Source organism: Curtobacterium sp. Csp2, assembly GCF_013347165.1.
Window position 1 is genome coordinate 2,023,022 of sequence record NZ_CP054593.1, and the last position, 15,265, is coordinate 2,038,286.

Consider the following 15,265-nt stretch of genomic DNA (forward strand, 5'->3'; position numbering starts at 1 on the left):
GAGCGCGCCGAGGGCCGTGCCGGCGTCCCGGAAGGCCTGGAGCGCCCGCGGTTCGCCGTCGCGCGCACGCTCGACCACCTCGTCGTAGCCGTCGTCGGCGGCACCGGCGTTCTTGACGATGATCGAGCTCGGCAGGTAGCTCGACACGCACCCGTGGTGCCCGACGCCGCAGTCGGGGCCGCCGCCGTACACCGGCAGGTGCCCGACGCGACCGAACCGCCCGTGTGACCCCTCGGAGACCTCGCCGTTCGTGACCAAGCCGAACCCGGAAGCTAAGCCTCTCAGCGCCGATGGTACTGCAAGGGGGACCTTGTGGGAGAGTAGGACGCCGCCGGACTCAACGTTGGTAACACCAGGGAACCCCTGACCATGACTGGTCAGGGGTTCCCTGCGTTTCGGGCGCGATCGGATCGGCGCCGTCGGCTCGTCGTCGCGGCAGTATGATCGGCCGACGACGAAGGAGAGCGATGACCGATCAGCTCGTGGTCACGCCGCCGGAGCCGGGAGCAGCGTGGCCGGTGCTCACCGATGCCACACGGGCAGCGCTGCGGCAGATCCTCGTGCACGGTGTGCTGTCACGTGCGGAGATCGCCCGTGCGCTCGGGCTCTCCCTTGCCAGTCTCACCCGGGCTGTCCGCACCCTGCAGGAGAACGGCTTCGTCACCGAGGTCGGCACCGGCGTCCGCGGGGCCACCGGGCGCCCGTCGGAACTCCTGCGCGCGAGCAGCGGGTCGTGGGAGTTCCTCGGCGTGAAGCTCACGCCTGACCGCGTCTACGCCGCCGTCACCGACCTGGGTGGCCGTGTGCTCGCGCTGCACGAGGAGGCCCTGCGGGACACTGCGCCGGGCGCACTGGTGGCCCAGGTGGCCGAGGTCGTGGGCGCACTGCGTGGGGCATCGCCGGCGATCTGCGCCCTGGGCGTCTCGGTACCAGGTGACGTGGTCTCGCGTGGTGGCATCACCGTCGTGGAGGTCTCGCAGTTCCTCGGGTGGCGCGACGTGGCGCTGTCCGGGCTGCTCGAGGAGGCGACCGGGCTCGTGACGTTCACGTCGAACGACGTCGACGCGCTCACCGCGAAGGAGCACTGGATCGGGGCCGGTGCCGGCGTCCGGTCCATGGCGCTCGTCACGGTGGGTACGGGTGTCGGGTTCGGCTTGGTCACGAACGGCGAGGTCTCCGAGGGGTCACACGGGCGGTTCGGTCGCGTCGGGCACCTGCCGGTGTACGGCGGCGGCCCCGACTGCGGCGTCGGGCACCACGGGTGCGTGTCGAGCTACCTGCCGAGCTCGATCATCGTCAAGAACGCCGGTGCCGCCGACGACGGCTACGACGAGGTGGTCGAGCGTGCGCGCGACGGCGAACCGCGGGCGCTCCAGGCCTTCCGGGACGCCGGCACGGCCCTCGGCGCGCTCCTGTCATCGGTCGTGACCCTCGTCGACCCGGAGTCGATCGTCCTGACCGGCGACGGGTTGCCCGTCTACGACATCGCGCGGGCCGAGGTGGACGAGGCGTTCCGCCGGGGGCTCCGGCCGTACGACGCCGCCGTGCCGATCGTGGTCCAGCCGTTCGAGTTCTCCGAGTGGGCGCGTGCGGCCGCGGTGCTGGCGATCCGGCGGTCCCTTCGCTACTGAGCGAGCGGCGGAGCGGGCTTAGTTTCACAAGTTGACAAACGTCCTCGACGGACGGGATGCTGGTCGTGTCCACCGTCGAAGGAGATGTCGTGACCGCTGCCCGTTCCGTGCCCTGGCCCACCGAGGGACTGTCGTTCGGAGGTGACTTCAGCCCCGAGCAGTGGCCGCGCGAGGTGTGGGACGAGGACGTCCGTCTGATGCGCGAGGCCGGGGTCAACCTGGTCACCGTCGGGGTGTTCTCGTGGGCGCTGCTCGAGCGGTCGCCGGGGGAGTACACCTGGTCGTGGCTCGACGAGGTGCTCGACCTGTTGCACGCGAACGGCATCGCGGTCGACCTCGCGACGCCGACGGCCGCTCCGCCGAACTGGCTGCTCACGGCCCACCCCGAGGTGCTGCCGGTCGACGCCACCGAACGGCGCGAACGCCCCGGGGGCCGGCTCGGTTGGTGCCCTGCCTCGCCGGTGTTCCGTGCGCACGCCCTGCGCATCGTCGACGCGATCGCCGAACGCTACGGCAGACACCCGGCCGTCCGGTTGTGGCACGTCAGCAACGAGCTCGGCGGCGGCAACGCCCGCTGCTTCTGCGAGGTGTCGGCAGCGGACTTCCGGCGCTGGCTCGGTGACCGGTACGGCGACGTCGAGGCGGCGAACGCGGCGTGGGGGACGGCCTTCTGGGGGCACACCTACACGTCGTTCGACGAGGTCTCGCCGCCGCGCGGGGTCGGCGGCGCACCGAACCCGGGACTCGCACTCGACTTCGAGCGGTACTCCTCGGACGCCCTGCTGGCGCACTACACGGCCGAACGTACCGCGATCGAGCGGCACTCGGACGTGCCGGTCACCACGAACTTCATGGTCGGCGCCGGCTCGCACGTGGTCGACTACGCCCGCTGGGCGCAGCACGTCGCCATCCCCGCGAACGACCACTACACGCTCGTCGACGACCCGGACCGGGCCGAGGACCTCGCCGCCTCGGCCGACCGGATGCGCGGCATCGCCCGTGGGCGCACGCCGTGGCTGCTCATGGAGCACTCGACCGGCGGTCCGAGCTGGCAGCAGCGCAACCGCGCGAAGGAGCCCGGCGAGCTGGTTCGGAACTCGCTCGCGCACGTCGCACGCGGCTCGGACGGGGCGCTGTTCTTCCAGTGGCGCGCCTCGACCGCGGGCGCCGAGCAGTTCCACTCCGCGATGGTCCCGCACGCCGGCACCCGTACCCGCGTCTGGCGAGAGGTCTGCGCCCTCGGCCGTGCGCTCGAGGCCCTCGCCCCGGTGCAGGGCGCACCTGTCGAACCCGCCCGCGTCGCGATCGTCGTCGATGAGTCGTCGGGTTGGGCACTGCAGGCCGGGCTCAAGCCGCACCGCGGACTGCGCTACGGGCACGAGGTCCGGGCGTGGCACACCGCGTTCTGGCGTCGGCAGGTCACCACGGACGTGGTCCCGCTCGACGCCGACCTGAGCGGGTACGACGTGGTCGTGCTGCCGACCCTGTTCGTCGTCGACGCGGCCTCGGCAGCACGCATCAGCGCCGTGGTCGACCGCGGCGCGACCCTGCTCGTCACCTACGCCTCGGGCATCGTCGACGAGACCGCGCGGGTGCTGACCGGCGGCTACCCGGGTGCCTTCCGGGACGTGCTGGGTGTCTGGGCGGAGGAGTTCGTCCCGTTGCAGCGCGACCAGCACGCGCGGGTCGACGACGGCACGGTCGTCACCGACTGGGCCGAGGACCTGGTGGTCGAGGACGCCGACGTCGTGCTCCGGCACGTCGACGGACCGCTCGCCGGACGGCCGGCGGTCACCCGCCGCGCCGCCGGCGGCGGCGCCTGGTACGTCTCCGCGATGCTCGACCAGGACGGCGTGCAGCGGATCGTGGACCGGGTCGTCGAGGAGCGGGCGGTCCCGCGGACGGTCACCGCGCCTCCCGGCCTGGAGGCGGTGCGTCGCGTCCGCGACGACGGTTCCGGGGTCCTGTTCCTCATCAACCACCGCGACGACGACGTCACGGTCGTCGCGTCCGGCACGGACCTGCTCGACGGCTCCGGGCAGGGCCCGGAGACCGTCGTGCCCGCGGGCGGCGTCCGCGTGCTGCTCGAGGCGGCGACCGCATGACCGTCGTCGAGCGCGACCTCGCCCGGGCCGGGCAGCCGGAGCGGAGCGTGCACGTGCTGCGTGGCGGTGGCGTCGGGCTGGTGGTGGCGTCGCGTCCGGACGGGCTCCCCGAGGTGCTGCACTGGGGGCGGGACACCGGACCGGTGTCGGCGACCGATGCGGACGACCTCGTCGCGGCGCAGGGGCGGGCGGTGTCACCGAGCGCGTACGACGCCGCGTGGCCGCTGACGCTGCTGCCCACCGAGCACGACGGGTGGGAGGGACGGCCGGGGATCGCCGGGCAGGTCGGCGGACGACCGCTCGTACCGGTCTGGCACGAGGTCGCCGTCAGGGGGACCGAGGGTGAGCTCGTCGTCGACGCGGTGTCCGACGAGCTGACGCTGTCGATCGTCCTCGTGCTCGACGCCCACGGTGTGCTCCGGGTGCGGCAGTCGGTCACCAACACCGGCGCCGCGGACGTCGAGCTCAGCGCGCTGGAGGCCGTGCTGCCGGTCGGTGACCGGGCTGCCGAGGTGCTCGACCTGGCCGGGAAGTGGACGCGCGAGCGGACGCCCCAGCGGCGGGCGCTGACCGACGGGGTGCACGTGCGCGAGAGTCGTCGCGGCCGCACGGGGCACGACGCCCCGACGCTGACGATCCTCGGCACGGCCGGCTTCGACGACGCGCTCGGTGAACTGTGGGCGGTGCACCCGGCGTGGAGCGCGGACACCGTGCACCGCATCGACCGGTTGGCGGAGGCACGGACCCTGCTCGGCGCAGGGGAACTGCTGCGGTCCGGCGAGGTCGTCCTCCGACCGCAGGACTTGTTCACGGCTCCCGAGACGGTGTTCGTGTGGAGCGACACGGGGCTCGACGGGCTGTCGGCCCGGCTGCACGATGCGTTGCGCGCGCGGCCAGGGCACCCGGTCACGCCACGCCCGGTCGTCCTCAACACGTGGGAGGCGGTCTACTACCGGCAGGAGCTGGAACCGCTGCTCGAGCTCGCCCGCGCGGCGGCCGACGTCGGGGTCGAGCGGTTCGTGCTCGACGACGGGTGGTTCACCGGCCGGCGGTCCGACACGACGGCGCTCGGTGACTGGACGGTCGACGCCGAGGTCTGGCCGGACGGGCTCGGCCCGCTCGTCGACGGGGTGCGTGCGCTCGGGATGGACTTCGGGCTCTGGTTCGAGCCGGAGTGCGTCAGCCCGGTCTCCGCCCTGGCCGAGGCGCACCCGGACTGGTTCCTGCAGGACCCCGACCAGGCTCGGACGTGGCGGCACGAGTACACGCTCGACTTCGCGAACCCCGCGGTCCGCGAGCACGTGCTCGACCGGATGTCCGAGGTGATCGAGGAGCACCACGTCGACTTCGTGAAGTGGGACCAGAACCGGGACGTCGTGCAGACCGTGCACGCCGGACGGGTCGGTCTCGGTGCCCACACCCGTGGCGTGTACGCGGTGATGGACGAACTGCGCCGACGACACCCGTGGCTGGAGGTCGAGTCCTGCGCGTCCGGCGGCGCCCGGGTCGACCTCGGCGTGCTCGAACGGACCGACCGGGTGTGGGCCTCGGACTCGAACGACGCGATGGAGCGGCTGGCGATCCAGCGGTGGACCGAGTTGCTGCTGCCGCTCGAGCTGATCGGGTCGCACGTCGGTCCGGAGGTCTCCCACACCACCGATCGGCACCTGGACCTGGACTTCCGGATGGCGGTGTCGCTGTTCGGCAGCGCCGGCATCGAGACCGACGTCACCCGCTGCACGCCCGCCGAACGTGACCGGCTGCGGGAGTGGACCGCGCTGTACAAGCGGGAACGCGGGCTGCTCCACTCCGGGCGGGTGCACCACGTGGACCTCGGCGACGCGGGACTCGTGACGACCGTCGTCGTCGGCGCCGACCAGGACCGTGCACTCGCGCGGATCGTCCGGACCGAGACCGGACCGCGGGCGCTCGCGGTGCCGCTGCGCTTCCGCGGGCTCGACCGGGCGCGACGGTACCGGGTGGCACCGGTGACCGGCCTGCGCGTGCCGAAGGGTGTCGACGTCACCCCGACGCCGTGGCTCGAGCGGGGGAGCGTCGAGCTGCCCGGGGCGGTGCTCGAGGACCTCGGGGTCCGGCTGCCGTCGCTCGCGCCCGGCACCGCGCTGGTGCTCGAGGCGCAGGCGGTCTGACGGGACGACGAACGGGGCCGCGCACGAGCGCGGCCCCGTTCGTCGTTCCACGTCAGTGCAGCAGGTCGCCGGCGTGCCGGAGGACGAGCGGCCCGACGAGCGCGTCGGCGTCGATGCCGGCTGCGCGGGTCACGGTGAACACGACGTGCTCGCCGGGCAGTAGGGACACCAGGCCGTCGTCGACCCGGGCGGTCGGCGCGAGCCGGTCCGGGAAGAGCGACAGGTCGCGGACGTAGCCGGTCGCCGTCACCGTGACCCGGGCGCCGTCGTCGGTCCGTTCCACCTCGGTCGTGAACGGTCGACGCCCGAGACGCTGGTCCACCACCTCGGCAAGGTCGTGCACCCGCCGACCGGAGGAGGTGCCGGTGACGACGAGGACCTCGCCGGCCGGGTCCGCCGACCGGGCGACCTCGACCGGCAGCGGCACCCGGACCGCGTCGGCCGGGGCGACCGTCACCCTTCGTGGTGGCTCGGCGCACGAGGGCCGCGGCGGCGGACGGCGCGAGGGCGGTCTCGCCGCGGGCAGTGGCCCGGAGGCCCGCCAGGATGTCGGACTCCGGGGCCGCCTTGAGCAGGTAGCCTGCGGCGCCCGCCTCGATCGCGGCGAGGATCTGGTCGTCGGACTCGTACGTGGTGAGGATGAGCACGCGAACCCCGGGCTCGCGGGCCAGGATGCGCGCGGTGGCCTGGTCGCCGTCGATGCCGGGCATCCGCAGGTCCATGAGCACGACGTCCGGCCGTTCCGCGAGTGCGAGGCGGACCGCGGTCTCGCCGTCACTGGCCTGGCCGACCACTTGCACGTCGTCGGCGTCCTGCAGCAGGGCGACGATGCCCGCGCGGACGATGGGGTGGTCGTCCGCGACGACGACCCGGATCACGCGGGCACCGGCGGGGGGACGGCGACGGCCTGAGCAGGTGCGAGTGTGCCGGTCGTGACGAGCTGGAGCGGCAGGGCGGCTTCGACCACGGTTCCGGAGCCGTGTGCGGACGTGACCGTGCAGGTGCCCCCGGCCAGGGTGAGTCGATCGCGCAGTCCCGGAAGGCCGCGACCGGCGGTGGCACGGGCCGGCTCGAAGCCCACTCCGTCGTCGACGACCCGCAGCGTGACGCGATCGGCATCCGTGCGGAGGCGCATCTGCACCGACTCCGCTCGGGCGTGTGCGCGGGCGTTCGCCAGCGCCTCTTGTCCGACGCGGAGCAGCACGACCTGCACGTCGCGGTCCAGCGCGGAGTCCGACGCGTCGACCTCGACCGGGATGCCGGTCTCGCGGTGAAACCGTTCGCCGAGTCGGTGCAGTGCGGCACAGAGGCCGTCGCTCGCGACCCCTGCTGCTCCGGCAGCGACGAGGGTGCGGGATCCCTCGAGCGCCGTCCGGGCGGACTCCTCGAGCACGGCGAGCCGTTCGTCGAGTCGGTCCGTGCGGTGAGCGGCCAGGTCGCCGCGGGCACGCTCGGTCAGCATGACGATGCCCGCCAGGTCCTGCGCCACGGTGTCGTGGAGCTCCCGTGCGAGGCGTTCGCGTTCGCTCGTGATGCCGGCCGTCCGGTGGGCCTCGGCGAGGGACGCCTGGGTGGCTTGCAGCTGTTCGAGGAGCACGCGGCGTTCGTCGGACAGCTGGGCGATCCGCGTGATCCACAGTCCGAGTGCGCAGGCGCCGGCGACGCTGACGCTCTCGATGAGGAGCGTCGACACCACGGCGGCCGGTCCCGAGGCGATCTGCAGGCCAGCGCCCGAGGCGACCCCGATGACGACCGACACCGCGACCGAGGTGCGGACGCGGTCGAGCTGGCACCAGGCGACCGGGAACAGGATGCACTGCACGAACGCGGTGCTCGGGACGACCGCGGGCAGGACGAGGGCAGCCACGACGAGCACCGGCACGAAGCCGGCTGCCGCGCGGGGTCGGGCGTACCCGCGCCAGCCGTACGCGGCGTATGCGAGTGCGAGGACCCCGAGCATCACGAACGCCGGCCAGCGGCTCGACCACGGGGACCATCCGAGGGCGGCGATGACCGTGACGAGCGCGACGGTCACACCGAAGGCGACGTGGAGGCCCCGGTTGGCGTGCGTGCCGCTGCGGTCCATGTGGACAGCATCCCACCGGTTGCCGTCGCGCTCGGGTCTCTCCACAGGAACGTCAGGCATCCCGTCGGTTCCACCGGAACGTCAGCAGGCACACGAGGGCGCCGAGGACGAGCCACGCTGTCAGGACGGCGGTACCGATCCCGAGGTGCCAGGCGCCCCCGGGTTCGGCGGACGCGAAGCCCTCGGGGAGGAACACCGACCGCATGCCCGACGCCATCCAGCGGAGGGGGAAGACCCCGGCGACTGTCTGCAACCAGTCGGGGAGCTGCGTGAAGGGGAGGTACACGCCGGAGATGAACTGCAGGACCAGGACGATCGGGACGATGGTCGCCGTGGCGCGTCGGCCCTCGCGGGGGAGCGCCGAGATCGCGATGCCCAGGACGCAGCTCGTGGCGACGCCGAGCAGCATGATCCCGGCGAAGCGGGCCCACGCGCCGCCGTCGGCGGGCAGCTGCACGCCGAAGACGATCGCGGCGATGCCGAGCAGCAGGGCGACCTGGGCGATGACGGTCACCAGCACCATGCCGACCTTGCCGACGAAGTACGCGAGCACGGGCAGCGGGGTGCCACCGAGGCGCTTCAAGGTGCCGTCGCTTCGCTCGCCGGCGATGTCCACGCCGAGCGACTGGGTGCCGGAGAGCAGGAAGGCGGTCGCGACGAGGCCGGGCAGGTAGTAGGTCGCGTAGTCGACGCTGACGCCCGGGCCGGCCTGGATGTCCGGGGCGCTGCCGAACGCGACGGAGAACAGCGCCAGCATGATGATCGGGAACAGGAAGGTGAAGAACACGGAGTCGGGGGCACGGAAGTAGGAACGGACCTCGTACCCGATGCGGACCGCGCCTGTTCGGACCGGGCCGATGCGGGCCGGGCCGATGCGGGCCGGGCCACTGCGCACCGGGTCGTCGCGAACCGGGCCGGGCGTCGCGGCGTTCATGCTGCGTGCTCCGCGATCATGGCGAGGTAGACGTCCTCGAGTGCAGGGCGGACGACCTCCAGGTCGTGCATCGGCCCGGTCGAGCCGCGGACCAGTGCGACCGGGTCCGTGGTGCGTCGCTCGTGCTGCGCGCCGTCGTCGTCCCGCCACCGGACGACCGGGATGCGGGCCGCGGCGCCACCGATCTCGTCGATCGGGGCAAGGTCGATCAGACTGCCGTCGGCGATCACCGCCGCGCGGTCGGCCAGGTGTGCGGCCTCGTCGAGGTAGTGGGTGGTGAGCAGGATCGTCGTGCCCTCGTTGGCGACCTGCTCGATGAGCTGCCAGAACTGCCGGCGGGCCTCGGGGTCGAAGCCGGTCGTCGGTTCGTCGAGGAACAGCACCTCGGGGCGGCCGATGATCCCCAGGGCCACGTCCACCCGCCGCCGCTGCCCACCGGACAGCTTGCTGATGCGGGTGTTGCGCTGCTCGTGGAGCCCGGTGACCGCGAGGAGTTCCTCGACCGGACGGCTCCGCGGGTACAGGTGCCGGAAGTGCGCGAGCTGCTCGGCGACGGTGACGTTCGGGGACTCGCCGCTCGTCTGCAGCACCATGCCGACGCGGGCGTTGTGGCTGCGGCTCGCGCGGGCCGGGTCGTGGCCGAGGACCCGAACGGAACCGCCCGACCGGGACCGGTAGCCCTCGAGGATCTCGACGGTCGTGGACTTGCCCGCGCCGTTCGGGCCGAGCAGGGCGAAGGTCTCGCCGCGGTCGATCGTGAACGAGACGTCGGTGACGGCGCGCTTGCCGTTCGGGTACTGCTTCGAGAGGTGCTCGACCTCGACGGCGGGGCTGCTGGGCATGACCTCAGCCTCCTCGCCGGATGGCCGCACCGGATCGGAGGGCCGGGCGGAACGGCATCCTCCGATCGGAGGATGCCGCGACGGACCGACGGACCGGCGGACGGACGGGAGGCGCGTGGCGGGCCCGCCCCGTGCCTCCAGGCCGGTGCCGGGCCCCGTCAGGAACCGAGCGCCGCCCGCAGGAAGGGCGCGGTCCGGCTGTCCGGCGCTGCCGCGACCGCGGCCGGTGTGCCGGCCGCGACCACGCGGCCGCCCTCGTCCCCGCCGGACGGCCCCATGTCGATGACGTGGTCCGCCTGCGCGACGACCGACATGGTGTGCTCGACGACCACGACGGTGTTGCCCGCGTCGGTGAGCCGTGCGAGCTGGGCGGTGAGCAGCTCGACGTCCGCCGGGTGGAGCCCGGTCGTCGGCTCGTCGAGCAGGTAGAGCGTGTGGCCGGAGCGGGCGCGCTGGAGTTCGGTGGCGAGCTTGATGCGCTGCGCCTCGCCGCCGGACAGCTCCGGCGCGGGCTGCCCGAGCCGGAGGTACCCGAGTCCGACGCTGCGGAGGGCGTCGAGCGCGCGGGCGGCGGCGGGCAGGTCGTCGAGCGCTGCGGCGGCCTCGTCGACCGTCATGCCGAGGACGTCGGCGATCGACGCACCGTTCCGGTGGACCTCGAGCGTCTCGGCGTTGTACCGGGAGCCGTGGCACTCGGGGCACGGCGCCCAGCTGCCCGGCAGGAACAGGAGCTCGACCGAGACGGACCCCTCGCCCTGGCAGACCTCGCACCGGCCACCCTCGACGTTGAACGAGAAGCGCCCGGCGGACCAGCCGCGGTCCCGGGCGTCGTCCGTGGCGGCGAAGGCCTGGCGGACGGCGTCGAACAGCCCCGTGTACGTCGCGAGGTTCGAGCGGGGCGTGCGGCCGATCGGCTTCTGGTCGACCTCGACCACGCGGCTGACGATCGGGTGCGAGGTCGCGACGGTGGGCAGGACACCGCCGACGAGCGAGGACTTGCCCGAACCGGACACGCCGGTGACCGCGGTCATGACCCCGAGGGGCAGGTCGACGTCGAGGTGGTCGAGGTTGTGCAGCGACACGTCCCGGATCTCGAGGGTGCCGACGGGCGTGCGCTGCTCGTGCGCCGGGACCGCCCGTGCCGGCTGCAGGAACCGCCGGGTGACGCTCTCCGACACCTCGGCGAGTCCCTCGGGCGGACCGCTGTACAGGACGCAGCCGCCGCCGGACCCCGCGCCGGGGCCGACGTCGACGATCCAGTCCGCCTGCCGGACGATGTCCATGTCGTGCTCGACCACGAAGACGCTGTTGCCGCTCGCGCGGAGGTCCTCGAGGACCCGGACCAAGGGCTCGGCGTCCGCGGGGTGCAGGCCAGCGCTCGGCTCGTCGAGGACGTACACGACCCCGAACAAGCCCGAGCGGAGCTGAGTAGCGATGCGGAGTCGCTGCATCTCGCCGGGGGAGAGCGTCGGCGTTGCCCGGTCGAGCCCGAGGTAGCCGAGCCCGAGTCCGGTGAGGACCTCGACACGGGACAGCAGGTCCGCGGCGATCGACTTCGCCACCTCGGACCGCTCGCCGGACGTGACCCGGCTCTGCGCGGGCGCGGGGTCCGTCAGCGTCGCCGCCGGCCGGAGGACCTCGGCGACCTCGGTGAGCGGCAGCGCGTTGAACCGGGCGATCGACAGTCCGCCGAACGTCACCGCGAGCGCCGCGCGGGTGAGCCCGGAGCCGCCGCAGAGCTGGCACGGGCCGGACTCGACGAAGCGCATCGCCTTGTTCCGCTGGGCCTCGCTCTGCGAGTCCGCGAGCGTGTGGAGCGTGTACTGCCGGGCGCTCCAGAAGCGCCCCTTGTAGGGCTTCGCGACCCGGTCGCGCTTCGGGTGGACCTGCACGACGGGCTGCTCCTCGGTGAACAGCAGCCAGTCGCGGTCCGCCTGCGGCAGGTCCCGCCACGGCCGGTCGATGTCGTAGCCGAGCACCGCCGTGACGTCACGGAGGTTCTTGCCCTGCCACGCGCCGGGCCACGCGGTGATCGCGCCGTCTCGGATGCTCAGCGAGGGGTCGTGCACGGCGGAGGCCTCGGTCACCTCGTGCGCCGTCCCGAGCCCGTGGCAGCGCGGGCACGCCCCGGTCGCGGTGTTCGGCGAGAACGAGTCCGAGTACAGCTGCTCGGCGCCCTCGGGGTAGGTGCCGGCGCGCGAGTAGAGCATGCGGACGGAGTTGCTCAGGGTCGTCAGCGTGCCCACCGTCGAACGGGTGCTCGGGGCGCCACGGCGCTGCTGCAGGGCGACGGCCGGCGGCAGGCCCGTGATCGAGTCGACAAGCGGGGTGCTGCCCTGCGCGATGAGCCGGCGGGCGTACGGGGCGACGGACTCCAGGAAGCGGCGCTGCGCCTCGGCGAAGACCGTGCCGAACGCGAGGCTCGACTTCCCGGAGCCGGACACGCCCGTGAAGGCGACGATGCGGTCGCGGGGGATGTCCACGTCCACGTCCTGCAGGTTGTGCTCGCGGGCGCCGCGGACGCGGATGAACCCGTCGGACGACGACGGCTGGTCGGCTGGGTGGTGCGGGGCGGGCATTCGTTCGAGCGTAGGCGGAACCGTCGGGCGCCGTTCCGGACCGCTCGTCCGGACTGGAGGCGCGGGCCGCGGTGGGCCGGCTGCGGCGGTGACCGGGAGACGGACGGGAGGCACGGGGCGGGCTGGCACCGTGCCTCCCGGTCGGCGGTCGGTACGGTGGGCGAGGGGAAGGGGAGGCATGACTGGGGACGATGACGAGGCGCGGGGCGGCGGCGCCCCGGCCGGCGAGGGCCGCGCGAGCGCCGGTAGGTGGATCGCGGGCAGCATCGTCGCGTTGTTCGTCGGCTGGTGGTTGGCCCTGGCCTCCGTCCTGTCCACTGCCGGGCCGTGGTCGGACCGGTGGTCCGACGGCGGCATGCTCCTCGCCTACCTGGTCGCGGCGGCGCTCGGATTCGGCGTGCCGCTCTCGGGCTTCCTCCGGCTGCGCAGGGAGCAGCGGAACGGCCGGTCGGCGCGTGTCGTCGGTCCGGCCGTGTGCCTGCTCCTGACGGCCTTGGGCGGGGTGACGCTGTTGCCACTGCCGTTCGTCCAGGGGGTGCGCATGGCCTCCGACGCTGCCGAGCGTGCGCAGCCGCCGACGGACCAGGAGACGGCGCGCACCGTGGCGCAGGCGCGGGAGGAGCTGCGGTCCCTCGGCGACCGGGTCGTCGCGGCGATGGGTCGGGACAGTTCGTCGCCGTCGGCCGAGGTCGAGACGGACACCTGCCGACTGGACAACCACGGCGTGGGCACGATGGTCCGCTACTCCTGGTTCGTCGGGGACGGAGCGCCGTCAGCTCCCGCGACGGCGGCGACCGGTCCGCAGTTGCCGTCGCCGTCCGCGACGGTGTCGGACGCTGAGGGTGCCCGGATGAGCGCGCCGGCGATCCGCCTGCTGCAGGACGAGGGCTACGAGCTGACCCAGCGGTTCGACGGCGGCGGTGGACACCTGTCCGCACCGGACTGGCACGGCCGGGCGACGATCGGGCAGCGCGCCGAGGACGTGCTGCTCGAGAGCGGGTGCCTGGTCGACCCGGACGCCGTCGACGAGGACTGACCGGCAGCGGTCCCGAGCGCGACCGCTCGGCGTCGGCCGCGGGTGTTCGCTCCTGCAACGTCCGCTGAGTCCCCGGGCTGGACGGCGGGTAGACCGGAGGACATGCAGGTCGTCGGAGTCGAAACGTTCGGAGGGCCCGAAGCCCTCGCCGTCCACGAGGTCCCGGAGCCGCACGCCGGCCCCGGCACCGTCCGCATCCGGGTGCAGGCGTTCGCCGTGAACCCCACCGACACGAGCGTGCGTGAGGGGCAGCGGGAGACCGACACCGCGCCGCCGTACGTGCCCGGGATGGACGCCGCCGGCGTGGTCGACGAGGTCGGTCCCGACGTGCACGGCTGGCAGGTGGGCGACCAGGTCATGGCGATGGCCCTCCCACTGTCCGAGCACGGCGGTGCCTACGTCGAGCAGCTCGTCGCCCCGGTCGGCTCCTTCACGCGCATCCCTGCCGGTACCTCGATCGAGGAGGCCGCCACCGTGCCGATGAACGGCCTGACCGCGCTCCAGATCCTCGGGCGCGCCGCACTGTCGCCGGGGGACACCCTCGCGGTGACCGGCGCCGCTGGGCTGCTCGGGAACTACGTCGTCCAGCTCGCGAAGCAGCGGGGGATCACGGTCATCGCCGACGCCGCCCCGAAGGACGAGGAGCTCGTCCGCTCGCTCGGCCCCGACCACGTCGTGCGGCGCGGCGACGGGTTCGCCGCAGCCGTCCGCGGGATCGTGCCGGACGGAGCCGACGCGCTCGCCGACGCAGCGGTCCAGCGCGAGGAGGTCGTCGACGCGGTCCGCGACGGCGGGGTCTTCGCGGACGTCCGGGGCTGGGAGGGCAACGGCGCTCGCGGCATCCGGTTCGAACGGATCATGGTGTTCTCGGAGTACACGTCGTTCGACCTGCTCGAGGAGCTCCGACAGGCGGTGGAGGACGGGGTCCTGACGCCCAGGGTCGCGGAGGTGCTGCCCGCTGCGCGGGCGGGGGAGGCGCACGAGCGCCTCGCCGCCGGCGGGACGCGCGGACGGTTCGTGCTCACCTGGTGAGTGGCGGTCGCCCGGGCGAGCAGCAGACGGACGGGAGGCACGGTNCCAGCTGGNACCGTGCCTCCCGTCCGTCTGCTGCTCGCGCGCCGTCAGCCGAGCCGCGTCGACGCGATCCCGCCGTCGACGTCGATCGTGCCGCCCGTGACGAACGCGGCCTGGTCGGAGGCGACCCACCGGACCGCGCGCGCGACCTCGACCGGCTGGACCGGCCGGCTCGCCGGGGTGCCCTGCGTCATCGCCGCGAGGACCTCGGCCGAGTCGGCGTTCCCCGGCGTCGACGTCGCACCCGGCGCCACCGTGACCACGCGGATGCCGCGGTGTCCGTACTCCGCTGCCCACGCTCGGGTGAGATGCTCGACCGCGGCCTTCGTCGCGGGGTAGAGCGCCATGAACTGGACGCCCACGCGCGCCATCCACGAGCCGATGTTCACGATGACGCCGTCGCCGCGCTCCTCCATGCCCGGAGATGACGCCGGCGCAGTACCGCAAACGGACGCGGCTGGAGGAGGCGCGGCGGCGGATGGTCGTGCACGGGGACACCGCGGCGCGGGCTGCGGCTGCGGTCGGGTTCCGGAGTGCGTCGCACTTCTCGCGGGACTACCGGGAGGCGTACGGGCGGCCGCCGGCCGCGGATGCGGTGGTGGCGCGGGCGCAGCTCGCGTTGGCGACGGCGGTGTAGGTGCGCAGGGCACCCCGGCGAGCCGGCCGGTCCAGCCGGTCGAGGTCGCGCGCGCGGTCCGGTGGGTCGCCTCCGACCAGGCCGCGTTCGTCACGGGCGGCACGATCGACGTCGACGGCGGGATCGCGTCGACGCGGCTCGGCTGACGGCGCGCGAGCAGCAGACGGACGGGAGGCACGGTTCCAGCTGGC

12 protein-coding genes, 2 pseudogenes and 1 other annotated feature (1 of these 15 only partly in view) are annotated in these 15,265 nt (G+C 73.6%); of the genes and pseudogenes, 7 read left to right on the plus strand and 7 right to left on the minus strand.

Going from position 1 to position 15,265, the window contains the following annotated elements:
* Positions 1-170: a sequence feature (16S ribosomal RNA rRNA prediction is too short), on the plus strand (it extends 156 nt beyond the left edge of the window).
* 297 nt (positions 171-467) lie between these two features.
* The 3 genes from HUN59_RS09860 to HUN59_RS09870 all read left to right on the plus strand — a co-directional run bounded on the left by HUN59_RS09860 (position 468) and on the right by HUN59_RS09870 (position 5,886).
* Positions 468-1,631, plus strand: a complete 1,164-nt coding sequence (locus tag HUN59_RS09860; protein WP_174778230.1) for an ROK family transcriptional regulator — start codon at positions 468-470, stop codon at positions 1,629-1,631.
* An 89-nt stretch (positions 1,632-1,720) separates the two neighbouring features.
* Entirely contained in the window at positions 1,721-3,736 is a 2,016-nt protein-coding gene (locus tag HUN59_RS09865; RefSeq protein ID WP_254629850.1) for a beta-galactosidase, read from the plus strand.
* On the plus strand, positions 3,733-5,886 hold the full coding sequence (locus HUN59_RS09870) for an alpha-galactosidase (RefSeq protein ID WP_174778232.1): 2,154 nt from the start codon (positions 3,733-3,735) through the stop codon (positions 5,884-5,886). Before HUN59_RS09865 ends, HUN59_RS09870 begins: the two co-directional genes overlap by 4 nt.
* Positions 5,887-5,938: 52 nt before the next feature.
* Here the strand turns inward: HUN59_RS09870 and HUN59_RS09875 are convergent, their stop codons facing one another.
* From HUN59_RS09875 to HUN59_RS09900, 6 genes and pseudogenes are all read right to left on the minus strand, one after another.
* Positions 5,939-6,229: a glycoside hydrolase family 2 protein gene (locus tag HUN59_RS09875; RefSeq protein WP_174778233.1), complete on the minus strand. Its 291-nt coding sequence runs from the start codon at positions 6,227-6,229 to the stop codon at positions 5,939-5,941.
* 256 nt (positions 6,230-6,485) lie between these two features.
* Positions 6,486-6,764: pseudogene (locus HUN59_RS09880) on the minus strand (response regulator); the annotation flags it as partial.
* Entirely contained in the window at positions 6,761-7,972 is a 1,212-nt protein-coding gene (locus tag HUN59_RS09885) for a sensor histidine kinase (protein WP_174778234.1), read from the minus strand. The gene HUN59_RS09885 and the pseudogene HUN59_RS09880, both read right to left, overlap by 4 nt.
* 52 nt (positions 7,973-8,024) lie before the next feature.
* Positions 8,025-8,906 (minus strand): ABC transporter permease, encoded by an 882-nt coding sequence (locus HUN59_RS09890; protein ID WP_174778235.1) that lies wholly within the window; start codon positions 8,904-8,906, stop codon positions 8,025-8,027.
* Positions 8,903-9,748, minus strand: coding sequence for an ABC transporter ATP-binding protein (locus HUN59_RS09895; protein WP_174778236.1), 846 nt, complete (start codon positions 9,746-9,748; stop codon positions 8,903-8,905). Before HUN59_RS09895 ends, HUN59_RS09890 begins: the two co-directional genes overlap by 4 nt.
* Before the next feature lie 158 nt (positions 9,749-9,906).
* The gene (locus HUN59_RS09900; protein ID WP_174778237.1) at positions 9,907-12,327 is read right to left on the minus strand and encodes an excinuclease ABC subunit UvrA; all 2,421 of its coding nucleotides are present in this window, start codon (positions 12,325-12,327) and stop codon (positions 9,907-9,909) included.
* Between the two features lie 178 nt (positions 12,328-12,505).
* Between HUN59_RS09900 and HUN59_RS09905 the strand changes: the two genes are divergently transcribed.
* The gene (locus HUN59_RS09905; RefSeq protein ID WP_174778238.1) at positions 12,506-13,363 is read left to right on the plus strand and encodes a hypothetical protein; all 858 of its coding nucleotides are present in this window, start codon (positions 12,506-12,508) and stop codon (positions 13,361-13,363) included.
* A gap of 102 nt (positions 13,364-13,465) precedes the next feature.
* Positions 13,466-14,395, plus strand: a complete 930-nt coding sequence (locus tag HUN59_RS09910) for an NADP-dependent oxidoreductase (RefSeq protein ID WP_174778239.1) — start codon at positions 13,466-13,468, stop codon at positions 14,393-14,395.
* Positions 14,396-14,484: 89 nt separating this feature from the next.
* Here the strand turns inward: HUN59_RS09910 and HUN59_RS09915 are convergent, their stop codons facing one another.
* The gene (locus HUN59_RS09915; protein ID WP_174778240.1) at positions 14,485-14,853 is read right to left on the minus strand and encodes an SDR family NAD(P)-dependent oxidoreductase; all 369 of its coding nucleotides are present in this window, start codon (positions 14,851-14,853) and stop codon (positions 14,485-14,487) included.
* Positions 14,854-14,915: 62 nt separating this feature from the next.
* Here HUN59_RS09915 and HUN59_RS09920 point away from each other — a divergent pair, with 62 nt between their 5' ends.
* Positions 14,916-15,074, plus strand: coding sequence for a helix-turn-helix domain-containing protein (locus HUN59_RS09920; RefSeq protein ID WP_254630053.1), 159 nt, complete (start codon positions 14,916-14,918; stop codon positions 15,072-15,074).
* 17 nt (positions 15,075-15,091) lie between these two features.
* Positions 15,092-15,220: pseudogene (locus HUN59_RS19675) on the plus strand (SDR family oxidoreductase); the annotation flags it as partial.
* Positions 15,221-15,265 lie beyond the last annotated feature (45 nt).

What these genes read in the sequence shown, in the direction of transcription:
- HUN59_RS09860 (WP_174778230.1), top strand. Translation starts at nt 468, where the DNA reads ATGACCGATCAGCTCGTGGTCACGCCGCCGGAGCCGGGAGCAGCGTGG.
- HUN59_RS09870 (WP_174778232.1), top strand. Translation starts at nt 3,733, where the DNA reads ATGACCGTCGTCGAGCGCGACCTCGCCCGGGCCGGGCAGCCGGAGCGG.
- HUN59_RS09885 (WP_174778234.1), bottom strand. Translation starts at nt 7,972, where the DNA reads ATGGACCGCAGCGGCACGCACGCCAACCGGGGCCTCCACGTCGCCTTC.
- HUN59_RS09890 (WP_174778235.1), bottom strand. Translation starts at nt 8,906, where the DNA reads ATGAACGCCGCGACGCCCGGCCCGGTTCGCGACGACCCGGTGCGCAGT.
- HUN59_RS09895 (WP_174778236.1), bottom strand. Translation starts at nt 9,748, where the DNA reads ATGCCCAGCAGCCCCGCCGTCGAGGTCGAGCACCTCTCGAAGCAGTAC.
- HUN59_RS09900 (WP_174778237.1), bottom strand. Translation starts at nt 12,327, where the DNA reads ATGCCCGCCCCGCACCACCCAGCCGACCAGCCGTCGTCGTCCGACGGG.
- HUN59_RS09905 (WP_174778238.1), top strand. Translation starts at nt 12,506, where the DNA reads ATGACTGGGGACGATGACGAGGCGCGGGGCGGCGGCGCCCCGGCCGGC.
- HUN59_RS09910 (WP_174778239.1), top strand. Translation starts at nt 13,466, where the DNA reads ATGCAGGTCGTCGGAGTCGAAACGTTCGGAGGGCCCGAAGCCCTCGCC.
- HUN59_RS09915 (WP_174778240.1), bottom strand. Translation starts at nt 14,853, where the DNA reads ATGGAGGAGCGCGGCGACGGCGTCATCGTGAACATCGGCTCGTGGATG.
- HUN59_RS09920 (WP_254630053.1), top strand. Translation starts at nt 14,916, where the DNA reads ATGGTCGTGCACGGGGACACCGCGGCGCGGGCTGCGGCTGCGGTCGGG.